This window comes from Bradyrhizobium sp. SSBR45G (assembly GCF_030159255.1).
GTDB lineage: Bacteria > Pseudomonadota > Alphaproteobacteria > Rhizobiales > Xanthobacteraceae > Bradyrhizobium.
Window position 1 is genome coordinate 1 of sequence record NZ_BSCT01000010.1, and the last position, 14,744, is coordinate 14,744.

10 protein-coding genes are annotated in these 14,744 nt (G+C 66.2%); 6 read left to right on the plus strand and 4 right to left on the minus strand.

All coding sequences use genetic code 11. The annotated features are described in order from the left end of the window. Positions 1-127 precede the first annotated feature (127 nt). Positions 128-1,309 (minus strand): substrate-binding domain-containing protein, encoded by a 1,182-nt coding sequence (locus QQL87_RS14500; RefSeq protein ID WP_284422801.1) that lies wholly within the window; start codon positions 1,307-1,309, stop codon positions 128-130. Between the two features lie 189 nt (positions 1,310-1,498). Between QQL87_RS14500 and QQL87_RS14505 the strand changes: the two genes are divergently transcribed. Continuing rightward, on the plus strand, positions 1,499-1,942 hold the full coding sequence (locus tag QQL87_RS14505; RefSeq protein ID WP_284422802.1) for a MarR family winged helix-turn-helix transcriptional regulator: 444 nt from the start codon (positions 1,499-1,501) through the stop codon (positions 1,940-1,942). 343 nt (positions 1,943-2,285) lie between these two features. Then, a complete protein-coding gene (locus QQL87_RS14510; RefSeq protein ID WP_284422803.1) occupies positions 2,286-4,193 on the plus strand; it encodes an acyl-CoA synthetase in 1,908 nt (635 codons plus the stop codon). A 300-nt stretch (positions 4,194-4,493) separates the two neighbouring features. On the opposite strand, the gene QQL87_RS14515 is transcribed toward QQL87_RS14510, so the two are convergent. Continuing rightward, on the minus strand, positions 4,494-5,441 hold the full coding sequence (locus QQL87_RS14515; protein WP_284422804.1) for a glycerophosphodiester phosphodiesterase: 948 nt from the start codon (positions 5,439-5,441) through the stop codon (positions 4,494-4,496). A 268-nt stretch (positions 5,442-5,709) separates the two neighbouring features. On the opposite strand from QQL87_RS14515, the gene QQL87_RS14520 reads away from it, so the two are divergent. Together QQL87_RS14520 and QQL87_RS14525 are read left to right on the plus strand one after the other, a co-directional pair. Further along, positions 5,710-7,008, plus strand: a complete 1,299-nt coding sequence (locus tag QQL87_RS14520; protein ID WP_284422805.1) for a flavin-dependent oxidoreductase — start codon at positions 5,710-5,712, stop codon at positions 7,006-7,008. 190 nt (positions 7,009-7,198) lie between these two features. Beyond that, positions 7,199-8,236: a glycoside hydrolase family 3 N-terminal domain-containing protein gene (locus QQL87_RS14525; protein ID WP_284422806.1), complete on the plus strand. Its 1,038-nt coding sequence runs from the start codon at positions 7,199-7,201 to the stop codon at positions 8,234-8,236. Between the two features lie 420 nt (positions 8,237-8,656). On the opposite strand, the gene secA is transcribed toward QQL87_RS14525, so the two are convergent. Beyond that, positions 8,657-11,509, minus strand: coding sequence for a preprotein translocase subunit SecA (gene secA, locus QQL87_RS14530; protein ID WP_284422807.1), 2,853 nt, complete (start codon positions 11,507-11,509; stop codon positions 8,657-8,659). 393 nt (positions 11,510-11,902) lie between these two features. Here secA and QQL87_RS14535 point away from each other — a divergent pair, with 393 nt between their 5' ends. Together QQL87_RS14535 and argJ are read left to right on the plus strand one after the other, a co-directional pair. After that, a complete protein-coding gene (locus QQL87_RS14535) occupies positions 11,903-12,805 on the plus strand; it encodes a peptidylprolyl isomerase (RefSeq protein WP_284422808.1) in 903 nt (300 codons plus the stop codon). 241 nt (positions 12,806-13,046) lie between these two features. Continuing rightward, a complete protein-coding gene (gene argJ, locus QQL87_RS14540) occupies positions 13,047-14,288 on the plus strand; it encodes a bifunctional glutamate N-acetyltransferase/amino-acid acetyltransferase ArgJ (protein WP_284422809.1) in 1,242 nt (413 codons plus the stop codon). A 6-nt stretch (positions 14,289-14,294) separates the two neighbouring features. On the opposite strand, the gene QQL87_RS14545 is transcribed toward argJ, so the two are convergent. Further along, positions 14,295-14,666: a hypothetical protein gene (locus QQL87_RS14545; protein WP_284422810.1), complete on the minus strand. Its 372-nt coding sequence runs from the start codon at positions 14,664-14,666 to the stop codon at positions 14,295-14,297. Between the last annotated feature and the right edge of the window lie 78 nt (positions 14,667-14,744).

The following is a 14,744-nucleotide window of genomic DNA, read 5'->3' on the forward strand; positions in this document are numbered from 1 at the left end:
CCCGGCCGCCGGGGGGGGTGAACACCCCCCCCCCCCCCCCCGCTCGCCCGCTTCGCGTGCGATCGACCCTCCCCCTTGCGGGGAGGGTGGCAGCGGCGCTCCGCTCGATGGACTTGCGTGGCGGCGTTCAGAACGTGCGGATGATCCTGAAATCCAATCCGTCGGCCGCGGCGAGATGCATGGCCATGCCCGCGCGGCCGTGGCGGATCGTCACCTCGCCGCGGGCGCCGGAATAGACGATGTTGCCGCCGGCGGCGGCGAGCGGCCGCAGCGCCAGCGAGCCGGAGCGTTCCGCGGCCGCCTTCAGGAAGCGCAGGCCTTCATAGTTCGACTGTCCGACGGAGCCGACCGGCGGCGCAGCGGCGCCGAACATCGCGGTGTAGCGGCTCACGAACGCGTCGTTCGCATTGGAGCCGATGCAGCTGAAATAGCCCGAGGCCGAATACAGGTTCTCGGTGTTGTCGGCGCCGATGCCGAGCAGCACCGTCTCGTCCATCGCGCCGGCCAGCCGCAGCGTGGTCGCGGCCAGGCCCGATTCGCCGAAGGCGCGGTTGAAGGTGATGCTGTCGGTGCCGATCAGCGAGATCAGCACGACGTCGGGCCGGGCGGCGCGGATGCGGGCCAGATGCGCCTCGTGATCGTCCTCGCCCACGGGGACGAACTCCTCGCCGACCACCTGGCCGCCGGCGTCGGTGATGTAGGTCTTGATCGAACGGTGCGACTGCCACGGCCAGACATAGTCGCTGCCGATCAGGTACCAGCGCTTGGCACCTTTGTTCTCCGAGAGCCAGTGAATGGCGGGGCGGGTCTGGCTGTGCGGCGTCTCGCCGATCGCCATCACGCCGGGCGTGCGCTCGCCGCCCTCATAGACCGGCGTGTAGACATAGGGAATGCGGCCGCGCGTGAGCCGGCGCAGCGCCAGCCTGACGGCGCTGATATGCGAGCCCATCACGACGTCGATGTCCTCAAAATCGAGCGCATCCCGGGCGCGCGTGATCACCTCGTCGACGGGCCCGCCGGAATCGTAGAACGACAATTCGATCTCGCGGCCGAGAATGCCACCGCTGCGGTTGATCTCGGACACCGCCAGCAGCGCGCTGTTGGTCGCTGCCGGCCCCCAGATGCCGGGCGAGCCGGAGAAGGTGATGAAATTGCCGATGCGAAGCTTGTTGCGGCCGCCGCGCCGCACGGCACGGTCGGGGTCGAAGGGAACGAGAGACGGAAGGTCGCCCCGCTTCGGCGAGGTCCTGAACAGCAGCGACGGCGGCAGGCCGAGGCGCCCGGCCGTGACGGATCCTGTCGAGAGCACACCCACTCCTTGGCCCGCAACCATGGTTGGCCCGACACTGTGGGCCGGCGGTCATACGCCGTCAAAATCAGCACGCATTCGGCAAATATCCTATTCGAAAATGTTGAATGTTCAAGAATTGGGATGCATATAGATCGGGCAGCAACTGCCGGACAATCATTCAATCGGGACCCGCAAGCGAAGTTCACCGTGGCCAAACCGCCCCATCCCAACACCCCCCTCACCGAACATCTCGCCTACCTGCTCGCGCAAGCCAACCGGGAGATCAACCGGCAATTGGAGACACGCCTGAGCACGGAGGGCGTGCCCGTCGAGCAATGGCGCATCCTGAAAGTGCTGTCCGACGGCGAGGGGCATTCGATGGGCGATCTCGCCGACGCCGTGCTGCTCAACCATCCGACCCTGACCAAGATGATCGACCGCATGGTGTCGGACTCGCTGGTGTACCGCCGCCAGGACGCCCATGACCGCCGCAAGGTGCTGATGTTCATCAGCGACCACGGCAAGGCGCTGTGCAAGCGGCTGAACTCGCTCGCCGCCAGCCAGGAGGCGCACATCCTGGAGAACTACGGCGACAAGGCCACCGGCGAGCTGAAGCGGCTGTTGGAAAACCTGATCGACGCGGCGAGCTGAAGACGCGCTGCGCCATCGACATTCAGGACCGAACTCCATCCTCCCGTTATTGCGAGCGCAGCGAAGCAATCCAGGGTGGTGGGCGGGACTCTGGATTGCTTCGCTGCGCTCGCAATGACGCGGAATTCGCTGCGACACTTTGCATCGCACCAAAGGCCTTCACCCGCGAACCCCGCCTGCGGCAAATGGGTCCGCAGACCCGGCAACGCCGGGATGGACGCAAGACGAATCCTCCCTCATCCTGTCACCTGACGATCGCGACGAACGGGCCCGAGAGCCCGCGCGCGATCACCGGCTGAACCATGTCCGGCCGGACGAGGACACGACACAGGGAGGACGGGCTATGGGCATTCATTTGCTCGATCGCGCCATCGGCAGCGATTATCCGACATTCGCCAGCACGGCTGACATCCGCACCTTCGAGCAGACGCCGTACAACGAACGCATCGCCGCGCAGAGCACGTATGAGGCGCTCAAGTGCGGCGCATCGGCCAATCCCGACGCGCCGGCGATTCAGTTTCTGCAGAATGCCGATCCGGCCGACACGCCGGTCGTGATCACCTATCGCGACCTCGTTGCCAGGGTGACACAGGCCGCCAACATGTTTCATGCGCTCGGCGTTGGTCCCGATGACGTCGTCAGTTTCATGCTGCCGCTGGTGCCCGACGCCTTCGTGACACTGTTCGGCGCGGAGGCCGCGGGCATCGCCAACCCGGTCAACCCGCTGCTGGAGCCGCACCAGATCGCCGAGATCCTCGACGCCGCCAAGACCAAGGTGCTGGTGGCGCTCGGCCCCCTGCCCGGCACCGACATCTGGCAGAAGGTCGAGAAGGTGCGTGGCAGCCTCAAGCACCTCAAGGCGATCGTGCAGGTCCATGGCGGCGGCGGTGACCCGGCCAGCGGCATCCATGCCTGGGCCGACCTGATCAAGCCGCAGCCGGGCGACCACCTCGTCAGCGGCCGCCAGATCAAGGCCAGCGATACCGCGGCCTATTTCCACACCGGCGGCACCACCGGCACGCCGAAGCTGGTGCGGCACAGCCATGGCAACCAGGTCTACCAGGCCTGGGGCATCAACCTGGTGCTGAAGGCCAAGCCGGGCGCCACGCTGCTGTTCGGCATGCCGCTGTTCCATGTCGGCGGCTCGCTGACGCAGGCGCTGCAGACCCTGTCCGCCGGCGGCAGCCTCGTCGTGCTCTCCGGCGCAGGCTGGCGCAACCCGAATGCCGTGCGCAACATCTGGGGCCTGGTCGAGCGCTTCAAGCCGGAGACGCTGTCGAGCGTGCCGACCGTGCTGGCGGCGACCCTCGCCGTGCCGCTTGGCAACGCGGATATTTCCAGCCTGCGCTATGCCGCGGGCGGCGGCTCCGCCATTCCAGTCGCCGTGGGACAGGCGATCATGGACCGGCTCAAGCTGCCCGTCGTCGAGGTCTACGGCATGACCGAGACCGCGAGCGTCCACACCATGGCCTATCCCGACCAGCCGATCCGGCTCGGCTCGGTCGGGCTGCCGCTGCCCTATGCTCAGGTGCGCATCGTCAGGCTCGATGCTGACGGAGCTTACGAGCGCGACTGCGCGGCGGACGAGATCGGCGTCGTCATCATGGCCGGACCCGGCGTGTTCACGGGCTATCTCGACGACGCCCACAACAAGGGCGCCTTCGTCCAGGGACATTGGGTCAACTCCGGCGATCTCGGCCGGCTCGATGCCGACGGCTTCCTGTGGATCACCGGCCGCGCCAAGGACCTGGTGATCCGCGGCGGTCACAACATCGATCCGGCGCCGATCGAGGAGATCCTGTTCCAGCATCCTTCCGTCGGCTTCGCCGCGGTGGTCGGCCAGCCCGACGCCTATGCCGGCGAGCTGCCGATCGGCTATGTCCAGCTCAAGCCGGGCGCGTCAGTGCAGCCGGGCGAGCTCGAGGACTGGGTGCGCGCCCGCACGCCGGAGCGCGCCGCGGTGCCGGTGCAGATCATTCCGATCGACCCGATGCCGGTGACGGGGGTGGGCAAGGTGTTCAAGCCGCAATTGCGCTGGGACGCGGCGACACGCGTGTTCGCGGGCGTGCTGAAGCAGCTCACCGATCGCGGCATCGACTGCAGCGTCAAGGTCGGCCCGCATGGCAGCCACGGCAGCATCGCCACGGTCACCTTGCGCAACGTGCCGGCGGAGAGCCGCGAGGCGATCGCGAACGAGGTGCACACGCTGCTGGCGCCGTTCGTGATCCGGCACGAGGTGGTGATGGGGTGATAGGGAGAAGCCGCAAGATCACTTGCGCTCGTATAGTGATCGTTCGCAACGCCTGCGAGCTCTGCACCTCCCGCTTGCGGCAGGGCTATTGACGATCGGGATGGTGCGCTCGTCCGTTTCCACGTCGTCATGGCCGGGCTTGTCCCGGCCATCCACGCCGTTCGGCACACTGAGAACCACGTGGATGCCCGGGACAAGCCCGGGCATGACGGAGTAACTAACTGCCGGATTGGTTCGTCGCGACAACCCAAGTCTCGAGATGCGATAGCCCTGCCACTAGCAGGCTCCGCGAGGCGTCATTCACTTCGAAGCCGCTGGCTTCAGCAGAAGTCCGCTCGGCTGGACCACGCCCTTGTCGACCGCAACCTTGCGCAACAGGTCCGGCCGATCGGAGATGATGCCATCGACGCCGATGTCCATCAGCCGCGCCATGTCCTCCGGCTTGTTGACGGTCCAGACCACGACGCTGAGTCCGAGCGCATGGGCTTCGCCGATCAGCTCCGGCGTGACGTCGGCGAAATACGGCGACCACACCTTGCCGCCGGCGGCGTGGATCGTGCGCGGCAGCGAACCGCCGTGATCGGCGGGGTTGAAGCCGGCGGTCCAGTGCGTCGCATCCGTCAGTGACACGTTGGGCGACCTGCCACGCTGGATCGTCAGATAGACGGTCGGAATCTCGGGCACGCGCTGCCGCACCAGCTGCAGGGTGCGCCAGTCGAACGATTGGATCATCACACGATCGGCGAAATGCTCGGCCCTGATCAGATCGAGCAGCACGGTGACGAAACGCTCCGGATCTGGCGCCTCGTCGGGATGATCGGGATCGAGCTTGGTCTCGATGTTGAGCCGCACCTGCGCGTTGCCCGAGCGGCGCACGAGATCGATGACCTCCTTCAGGGTCGGAATCCGCGGCGGCGGCACATCGCCGGACAGGACCTTCTGATCGGGAAACTGCTTGGCGTAGTCGCTGCCCGGCCTGATCTGACCGACATCGTAGGACTGCACCTCGGCCAGCGACAGCTCCAGCAGGGGGCGGCCGGGCGGCGCGACGTAGTTGCCGGACGCATCACGGGCGAGATCGGGATTGAGCCGCCGCTCGTGCGAGACCACCAGCACGCCGTCATGCGTGACCCCGGTGTCGAGCTCCAGCGTGTCGACGCCCATGGCCAGAGCAGCCGTGAAGGCCTGCAGCGTGTTCTCCGGAAACAGCCCACGGCCGCCACGGTGGGCTTCGATGTCAAAGGCCATGGCGCGGCTCCCGAGGCAGGAGAGCAGCAGGGACAGACAGAGGATGAGAGATCGGTGCCACATCGCGCCAGCCTATCATACCCGCGCGGCAAGCCCATTCCCCTTGTCTCCGCCGGGCTTCTGAACTAGGCCTCTTTCGTCAGACCAGCGGACAATGCTGGCCAAGGATCGAGGGGAGCGATCCGCACGCGCGGCGCGCGCCGTGCCTCATTCCCCTGGTCCATTCTTCGCGTTCTGCTTTCGAGTTCACGTGCGACGGACCATGCCCATGACCGACCTTCCTGTCATCATCGCCGGCGGCGGCATCGGCGGCTTGGCGACCGCGCTCACCTTGCAGCAGATCGGCGTGCCCTGCGTCGTCTATGAGAGCGTGCGCGAGATGCGGCCGCTCGGGGTCGGCATCAACCTGCAGCCCAATGCCGTGCGCGAGCTGTATGACCTCGGCATATCGGCTGAGGATCTCGATCAGGTCGGCGTACCCGCCAAGGAGTGGGCGCTGGTGGGACTGAACGGCAACGACATCTATTCCGAGACCCGCGGGCTGCTCGCCGGCTACAATTGGCCGCAATATGCCGTGCATCGCGGCAAGCTGCACATGCTGCTGCACAGCCGGGTGGTGCAGCGCGCCGGCGCCGGGACGGTGCGGCTCGCCAGCCGCGTCACGGGCTATGAGAAGAATTCCGATGGCACGGTGACCGCCCGCATCGAGCATGCCGATGGGTCGCGATCCGAGCAGCGCGGGCGGCTGCTGATCGGTGCCGATGGCATCCACTCGGCGATCCGCGCCCAAATGCACCCGGCGCAGCCGCCGATCCATTGGGGCGGCGCTGTGATGTGGCGCGGTGTCACCTGGGCGAAGCCGATGCGGACCGGATCGTCCTTCGTCGGCCTCGGCACCCATCGCCATCGCGTCGTGGTCTATCCGATCTCCCATCCCGATCCGACGACGGGCCTCGCGCTGATCAACTGGATCGCCGAAGTCACGATGGACAACACCGAGGGCTGGAAGCAGACCGGCTGGTTCCGCCAGGTGCCGGTTGCCGAGTTCGCGCATCATTTCGCGGGCTGGACCTATGACTGGCTCGACGTGCCCGCGCTGATCAAAGGCGCCGACGGCGCCTATGAGAACCCGATGATCGATCGCGATCCGGTGCCGACCTGGGTCGACGGCCCGGTCGCGCTGATGGGCGACGCCGCGCATGCGATGTATCCGACCGGCTCGAACGGCGCGAGCCAGGCGATCGTCGACGCCCGCGTGCTCGGCGCCTCGCTGCTGGCGCATGGCGTCACACCGGCGGCGCTCGCGGCCTATGACGAGAAACTGTGCGGCCCGATCTCGCAGGTCATCCTGCGCAACCGCGGCGCCGGCCCGTTCGGGTTGCTCAACCTGGTCGACGAGCGTTGCGGCGGCAAGTTCACTGATATCAACGCGGTGATTTCGCCGGCCGAGCGCGACGCCTTCATGGCCGGCTACAAGAAGGCCGCGGGCTTCGCCATCGAGCAGCTCAACGCGGCGCCGCGGACGATCGCAGACGGTGCGCGCGTCGACAACTTGGCCACGATCTGAGCCGCTTCCGTCGGCGGCGTGATCTGAACCGGCGCATACGAGCCAGTCACCGAAACGGCTGCCAGGGACCGCCATGCTCCGACGATTGGGCCGACTTTCCCTGGTCTTCGCATCCCTGATCCTGTCGGGTCAGGCTGGGGGTGCCGCCGACTGCAGCGACAGGCCGGCAACCTCTCGACTGGTCGGCCCGATGATCATGGCCGGCTTCTTCGGGACCAAGGCATCGGATCCTGGATTTCAGCAGGTCCTGGCTGATCTCGAGGAGGGGCTGATCGGCGGCGTCGTCATCCTCGGCCGCAATGTCGGAACGCGAGATGATCTCGTGGGGATGATCGACCGGATCCGATCCTGCAAATGCGCGGCTCTTCCCTTCATCGCCATCGACGATGAAGGCGGCACCGTCGAGCGGCTCGGACCCAACATTGGCCTTGCGGCGACGCCTTCGGCGGCGGAGATCGCCCGCGGCTCGGTCGCGGCGGCGCGCATGGCTTACGCGGCTCTCGCCGAGAAGCTTGCGGCGCTGCACATCAACGTGAACCTCGCGCCGGTGGTCGACCTCAACACCAACCCGTCGAACCCGATCATCGGACAACGGCAACGCAGCTATGGCAGCGACGCTGGCACGGTCGTGCGCTATGCGGCGGCCTTTATCCAGGCGCATCGCAAGCAGCGCGTCCTGACGGCGCTCAAGCATTTTCCGGGGCATGGCTCGTCGACCGCCGACAGCCACGCCGGCATTGCCGACGTCACGGCCACCTGGGCGCCTGCGGAGCTGAAGCCGTATAGGCGGCTCATCCGCCGAGGGCTGGCTGGCGCCATCATGGTGGGACATCTCGCCAATTCCAGCCAGTGGGGCGGTGTTGCAACCCAGAGCGGCGGGCGCGCGATCGACCGCCTGCTGCGCCACGACCTCCACTATGACGGCGTGGTGATCACCGATGACCTCGCCATGAAGGCCATTCTCGACGCCAAGCCACCGGCAGGCGCAGCCGTGGACGCGGTCAAGGCGGGCGCCGATATCATCATGTTCACCAAGATGAGCGAGGAGGACCAGACGTCCGACGTCGGCCGCGAGATCAACGGTGCGCTGACGGCTGCCGTGTGCTCGGGCGAACTCGAGACCGGAACGTTGCAACGCTCGTTGGCGCGCATCCGGCAGTGGACGTCGGGTTGGAAGCAGCATGGCAAGAGTAAATCGCAGCGACGCGCGCGCCTCGCGGTGCGCTGACCTGCGTCCCCTGCTCCCGACGGGTGTGAGGCGACATGCTGGAGCGATCAGCGTGCCTCGACACGTCGGCCGGTGGCTATGGATCCCGGCGTTCGCCGGGATGACAGCGGAGGGTGTGCCGAGACCTCAGCCAACAAACGCTATCATCCGTGCGTTCAGGGGGCTGATCCGCGGGGTGCATGCCGAGATCGCGCCCAGCAAATGGTGTCGTCCCTGCGAACGCAGGGACCCATAACCCCGGGAGCCGTTTGGGGCACGACCGTTTCAACGCGCCGCCTGCCTCAAGGCAGATCACGCGGTATGGGTCCCGGGTCGACGCCCGCTGACGCTTTGCGTCAGCAGGCTTGCCCGGGACGACACTGCAAGTTTGGATGCAGCTCGGCCCACAGCGTCACTGCGAGCCGAACGATTGCAGCGCGCTTACGCGTAGCGCCCGTGGCAGTGCTTGTACTTCTTGCCGCTGCCGCAGGGGCAGTCCTCGTTGCGGCCGATCTTGCCCCAGGTGGTGGGGTCGTTCGGGTTGCGCGCCTCGGCCGGGACCGGGGCGGCGGCCGAGGACGGCACCAGGGAGACGTTGGCGAAGGCCATTTCGTCTTCGCCGGTGTTGGGATCAACGTGATGGGCCTGCATCGGCGGCAGCACCGGCTGCTGCTCCTCCGGCGGCACGATCTCGACCCGCATCAGCTGGGCCGTGACGGCCTCGCGCAGATGCGCGATCATGGCCTCGAACAGCGTGAACGCCTCGGACTTGTACTCCTGCAGCGGATCGCGCTGGCCATAGCCGCGCAGGCCGATCACCTGGCGCAGATGGTCGAGCATGATCAGATGCTCGCGCCAGAGATGGTCGAGCGTCTGCAGCAGGATGGTCTTCTCGACGTAGCGCATCACGTCGGGGCCCCATTGCGCGACCTTGGCGGCCATGCGCTCGTCGGCATGGGTCTCGATGCGCTTGAGCAGCTCCTCGTCGGCGATGCCCTCTTCCTTGGCCCAGTCCTCGACCGGCAAATCGAGGTCGAGCACGCGCTTCAGCTCCTCCTTCAGGCCCGCCACGTCCCACTGCTCGGCATAGGCATGCTCGGGCACGTGCTTGCTGACGAGATCGTCAACGAAGGCGTGACGCATGTCGGTGATGGTCTCGACCACGCTGTCGTCCTGCATCAGCTCGACGCGCTGGTCGAAGATCACCTTGCGCTGGTCGTTCTGGACGTTGTCGAACTTCAAGAGGTTCTTGCGGATATCGAAGTTGCGCGCCTCGACCTTCTGCTGCGCCTTCTCGAGCGCCTTGTTGATCCAGGGATGGATGATGGCCTCGCCTTCCTTCAGGCCGAGGCGGGTCAGCATGCTGTCGAGCCGGTCGGAGCCGAAGATGCGCATCAAATCGTCTTCCAGCGACAGGAAGAACTTCGACCGGCCGGGATCGCCCTGGCGGCCGGAGCGGCCGCGCAGCTGGTTGTCGATGCGGCGGGATTCGTGGCGCTCGGAGCCGATGATGTAGAGGCCGCCCGGCTTGGTCACGGTCTTGGCCGGACGCGAGCCCTTGGCCGGCTCGATCTCGACCGTCTCCTCGGCCTTCAGCACGAGCTCGCGGAAGCTGGCGATCTCGGCCTTGAGCTGCTCGATCTTCGCTGCCTTCTCGGCCTCGTCGGTGATCCCGGCCGTCTCCTGCTGCAGCCGCATATCCAGGGAGCCGCCGAGCTTGATGTCGGTGCCGCGGCCGGCCATGTTGGTCGCGATGGTGATCGCGCCGGGGACGCCGGCCTCGGCCACGATATAGGCTTCCTGCTCGTGGAAGCGCGCGTTCAGCACCGCAAACAGCTTCGCCGGCTTGCCGGCGCGGGCCGCCGCATAAAGCTTGTCGAGCGCGCGTTCGCTGCCGAAATCGATCTGCTTGTAGCCGTGCTGCTTGAGATAGGCGGCCAGCACCTCGGACTTCTCGATCGACGCGGTGCCGACCAGCACCGGCTGCAGCCGCGAATTGGCGCGCTCGATCTCGGCCAGGATCGCGGCGTATTTCTCCTGCTGGGTCCGATAGACCTCGTCGTCCTCGTCGAGACGGGCGACCGGCAGATTGGTCGGGATCTCCAGCACTTCGAGCTTGTAGATGTCGAACAGCTCATCGGCCTCGGTGGCGGCCGTGCCGGTCATGCCGGCGAGCTTCGCATACATGCGGAAGTAGTTCTGGAAGGTGATCGAGGCCAACGTCTGGTTCTCGGGCTGCACCGGCTGGTGCTCCTTGGCCTCGAGCGCCTGATGCAGTCCTTCGGAATAGCGACGGCCCGGCATCATACGGCCGGTGAACTCGTCGATGATGACGACCTCGCCGTCGCGGACGATGTAGTCCTTGTCGCGGGTGAACAGCGTGTGGGCGCGCAGCGCCTGGTTGATGTGGTGGACGACGGAGACGTTCTCGACGTCGTAGAGCGACTCGCCCTTGAGCTGGCCGGCGTCGCGCAGCAACGTCTCGATCTTCTCCATGCCGGCTTCGGTCAGGGTCACCGTGCGTTGCTTCTCGTCGACGTCGTAGTCGGACTTGTCGAGCTTCGGCACGAAGGTGTCGATGGTGTTGTAGAACTCGGAGCGGTCGTCGAGCGGACCGGAGATGATCAGCGGCGTGCGCGCTTCGTCGATGAGGATGGAGTCGACCTCGTCGACGATGGCGAAGAAGTGCCCGCGCTGGACCATGTCCTCCAGCCGGTACTTCATGTTGTCGCGCAGATAGTCGAAGCCGTATTCGTTGTTGGTGCCGTAGGTGATGTCGCAGGCATAGGCCTGCTTGCGCTCGGCATCGTCGAGGCCGTGGACGATGACGCCGGTGGTCAGGCCGAGGAAGCCGTAGATCTGGCTCATCCAGCCGGCGTCGCGGCGGGCGAGGTAATCATTCACCGTCACGACATGGACGCCCTTGCCGGCCAGCGCGTTGAGGTAGACCGCCAGCGTCGCCACCAGGGTCTTGCCTTCGCCGGTCTTCATCTCGGCGATGTCGCCCTCGTGCAGCACCATGCCGCCGATCAGCTGGACGTCGAAATGGCGCTGGCCGAGGGTGCGCTTGGAGGCCTCGCGGACGGTGGCGAAGGCCGGGACCAAGAGGTCGTCGAGCGTCTTGCCGTCGGCGAGCTGCTTCCTGAACTCCTCGGTCCGCGCCTTCAGCTGATCGTCGGTCAGCTTGGCCAGCTCCGGCTCCAGCGCGTTGATGGCGTTGACACGGGACTGGTAGCCCTTGACGCGACGGTCGTTGGCTGAGCCGAAAAGCTTACGGGCGAGCGCGCCGATCATTGCTGAAATCCTGCCTCTGTAGGTCTGCGTTGCAGCCGTAACTCATGGTTTGGGTTTGCTGTTCCCGACGTGATGCACCGCAGCACCCGCGCCAGGCTCGAACTTCGGCGCCGGGCGGCGTCCGCCAGATGAGTGGGAGGCGAGCAAACTAGGGTTCAACGGCCAAAAACGCAGCAAAATAAGCGCTATCGCCCTTGAAGCGATCGGGCAGAGATATGGCTGGGGGGGAACGTTGTCAACGGCGCCCGGCACCGGCAAGTTCACCCCGAATCTGTCGCCGATTTCACGAAATTGACAGACTTTTCGCGTTGCCAAGGCAAGGCGATTGGGCGAGTGTCCCCGCCGCCCAGAGGTAAAGCCCCTCGAGCCCCCTCTTCAAGACAAGGATTTTCCATGACCACGTCGTTCCCGGTTACGAAAGCCGGCCTGCGCTTCGGCCTTGCCACCGCTCTTGCCGGAAGTCTCGCATTGTCCCTGCTCGCAGCGCCCGTGCGCGCGGCCGACGATGCCAACCCGGTGCTGGCCAAGGTGAACGGTGCCGAGATCCGCAAGAGCGACGTCGCGCTCGCCGAGGAAGAGCTCGGGCCGAGCCTCGCCCAGATGGACCCGGCGTCCAAGGACGAGAACGTGCTGTCGTTCCTGATCGACATGAAGCTCGTCGCCAAGGCGGCCGAGGACAAGAAGGTCGCCGACAGCGAGGATTTCAAGAAGCGCCTCGCCTTCACCCGCAGCCGCCTCTTGATGGACAGCCTGCTCGCCAGCGAGGGCAAGGCCGCGACCTCGCCGGACGCGATGAAGAAGGTCTACGAAGAAGCCTCCAAGCAGATCGGCGGCGAGCAGGAGGTGCACGCCCGCCACATCCTGGTAGAGACCGAGGACGAGGCCAAGGCCGTCAAGGCCGAGCTCGCCAAGGGCGCGGATTTCGCAGAGCTCGCCAAGAAGAAGTCCAAGGATCCCGGCGCCTCCGACGGCGGCGACCTCGGCTTCTTCACCAAGGAGCAGATGGTGCCGGAATTCGCCAACGTCGCCTTCGCGATGGAGCCAGGCAAGATCTCCGATCCGGTGAAGACCCAGTTCGGCTGGCACGTCATCAAGGTCGAGGAAAAGCGCAACCGCAAGCCGCCGGAGTTCGACCAGGTCAAGAGCCAGATCGAGACCTACGTGACCCGCAAGGCCCAGGCCGATTACGTCGGCAAGCTGCGCGAGGCGGCCAAGATCGAGCGCCTGGACAAGCCCGCGGGTACTGACGCCGCCAAGCCGGCGGACGCGAAGCCGGCTGAGCCGGCGAAGAAGTAGGTCGTTAGACGGCCGTCACCGCCGCTTCACAAAAGGTGTCGTCCCGGCCTCCGCGCCGGGACCCATACCGCGTGATGTTGGGAAAGGGCGGGCGGCCCGTGCCGCGGCTCAAACTGAACCCTGTGGTTATGGATCCCGGCGTTCGCCGGGATGACAGTTGAGGGTTTGGAGGCAGCCTCTCCCATAGCGAAGATCGAGATGATACAGAGCGCTTCCCGCCCATTCCTGCCGGAAGCCCTCGATGTCCTCAGCCGTCTCCCCGCTCGCCCCGACCGACGTTCCCGACATGCCGGCGATTGCCGGCGTCAAGCTCGCGACCGCGGCGGCCGGCATCCGCTACAAGAACCGCACCGACGTGCTGCTGGCGCTGCTCGATCCCGGCACCACAGTCGCCGGCGTGTTCACGAAATCCAAATGCCCGTCCGCCCCGGTCGAATGGTGCCGCGCCAAGCTGAAGGGCGGCAAGGCGCGCGCGCTGGTGGTCAATTCCGGCAACGCCAATGCCTTCACCGGCAAGACCGGCAAGCAGTCGACGGCACTGACCGCGGCGATCGCCGCCAAGGCGGTCGGCTGCAAGCAGGACGAGATCTACCTCGCCTCGACCGGCGTGATCGGCGAGCCGCTCGATGCCACCAAGTTCGACGGCGTGCTGGAGGGCCTCGCCGGCACCGCTGAAGCGGAAGACTGGATGGGCGCGGCGCGCGCGATCATGACCACCGACACCTTCCCGAAGGTGGCGACCGCGACCGTCAAGCTCGGCAAGGCCAAGGTGACGATCAACGGCATGGCCAAGGGCGCCGGCATGATCGCGCCGGACATGGCGACGATGTTGTCCTTCATCTTCACCGACGCGCCGATCACGGCGCCCGCGCTGCAGGCGCTGCTCAAGGCCGGCGTCGAGGACACCTTCAACGCGGTCACGATCGACGGCGACACTTCGACCTCCGACACGCTGCTCGCCTTTGCGACGGGGGCTGCCGCGGCCAAGGGCGCGCCGAAAATCAGCCGCGCCAGCGACCCGCGCGCGAAAGCCTTCGTCAAGGCGTTCAACGCCGTGCTGGCCGATCTCGCCGAGCAGGTCGCCCGCGACGGCGAGGGCGCCCGCAAGCTGGTCGAGATCATCGTCGAGGGCGCCAAGACCAAGCATTCGGCGCGCAGGATCGCGATGTCGATCGCCAACTCGCCGCTGGTGAAGACCGCGATTGCCGGCGAGGACGCCAATTGGGGCCGCGTCGTCATGGCTGTCGGCAAGGCCGGCGAGCCGGCCGATCGCGACAGACTGTCGATCTCCTTCAACGGCATCCGCGTCGCGTCGAAGGGCGCGCGCGATCCGTCCTATGACGAGAACGAGGTCTCGGAGGCGATGAAGGCGCAGACCATCCAGATCAAGGTCGCACTCGGCCTCGGCAAGGGCCGCGACCGCGTGCTGACCTGCGACCTGACCAAGGAGTATGTCGCGATCAACGGCGACTACAGGTCCTGACCGAACTCAAAGCTGCTGGCCGACGTGGACGGTGACCTCGACGCCCTTGGTCACCGGCCGGTTGAGCGCATCCGCCCCTTGCCGGACGTACGCGAAATGATCTTCGCCGACGAAGTCGGGCTTCGAGACATAGACGACGTGATGCCCCCGGACCGCGACCGCGCCGTGGCTCGGGGCGGCCAGCAAGCGCGCGCTATACATCGGCCCGCGCGAGCCCAGAACGGTGATGCTGCAGCGCTTGCCGGGTTTCGCATACATATGGCCTTGGACGGTCTGGTTCTCCAAGGTCCGGATCGGCGGCACGACGCAATCGGCGGCTGAAGCCCCTGCCGAGAACGTCACAAGCATTATGAACGACAGCGTCGCAATCTTGATCATTACGCTCCTCCTCCCAGTTACAGAGCGTAATGTTATCGCTTGTAGCACTTGAGATCAATCCATTCTGCCGATTGCATC